This is a genomic window from Bradyrhizobium uaiense, assembly GCF_010811875.1.
GTDB classification, from domain to species: domain Bacteria; phylum Pseudomonadota; class Alphaproteobacteria; order Rhizobiales; family Xanthobacteraceae; genus Bradyrhizobium; species Bradyrhizobium uaiense.
In genome coordinates this window covers 1-247 of the sequence record NZ_VKHP01000815.1, presented here as the reverse complement: position 1 = coordinate 247, position 247 = coordinate 1, and the positions used below count along the sequence as shown (strand labels likewise).

General features: G+C 66.8%; 1 pseudogene. It reads left to right on the top strand.

Annotated features, from left to right (window positions below):
- Positions 1 to 247: pseudogene (locus tag FNJ47_RS50330) on the top strand (hypothetical protein); the annotation flags it as partial.

Below are 247 nucleotides of genomic sequence, written 5' to 3'. Positions count from 1 at the left end.
AGGCGTTCGGATTGATTGGCGCGCGCCGCATCGCGGATGCAGACGAAGCGCTCCTCGAACAGCCGGTGCCGGACCGAGCGTGGCGACTCCGGCAGGTGGCCGCCGATCAGCGCATCGAGTTCGCCGCAACCGACTATGGTGATCTCGTCCTGGTGCCGGAACTGACCCGCTTGTTGCGCATGGAGGCACCCAACATCGACCTCGCGGTGCGTCCGTTGACCGACGCGACGGCGGCGCTGGCGAAAAT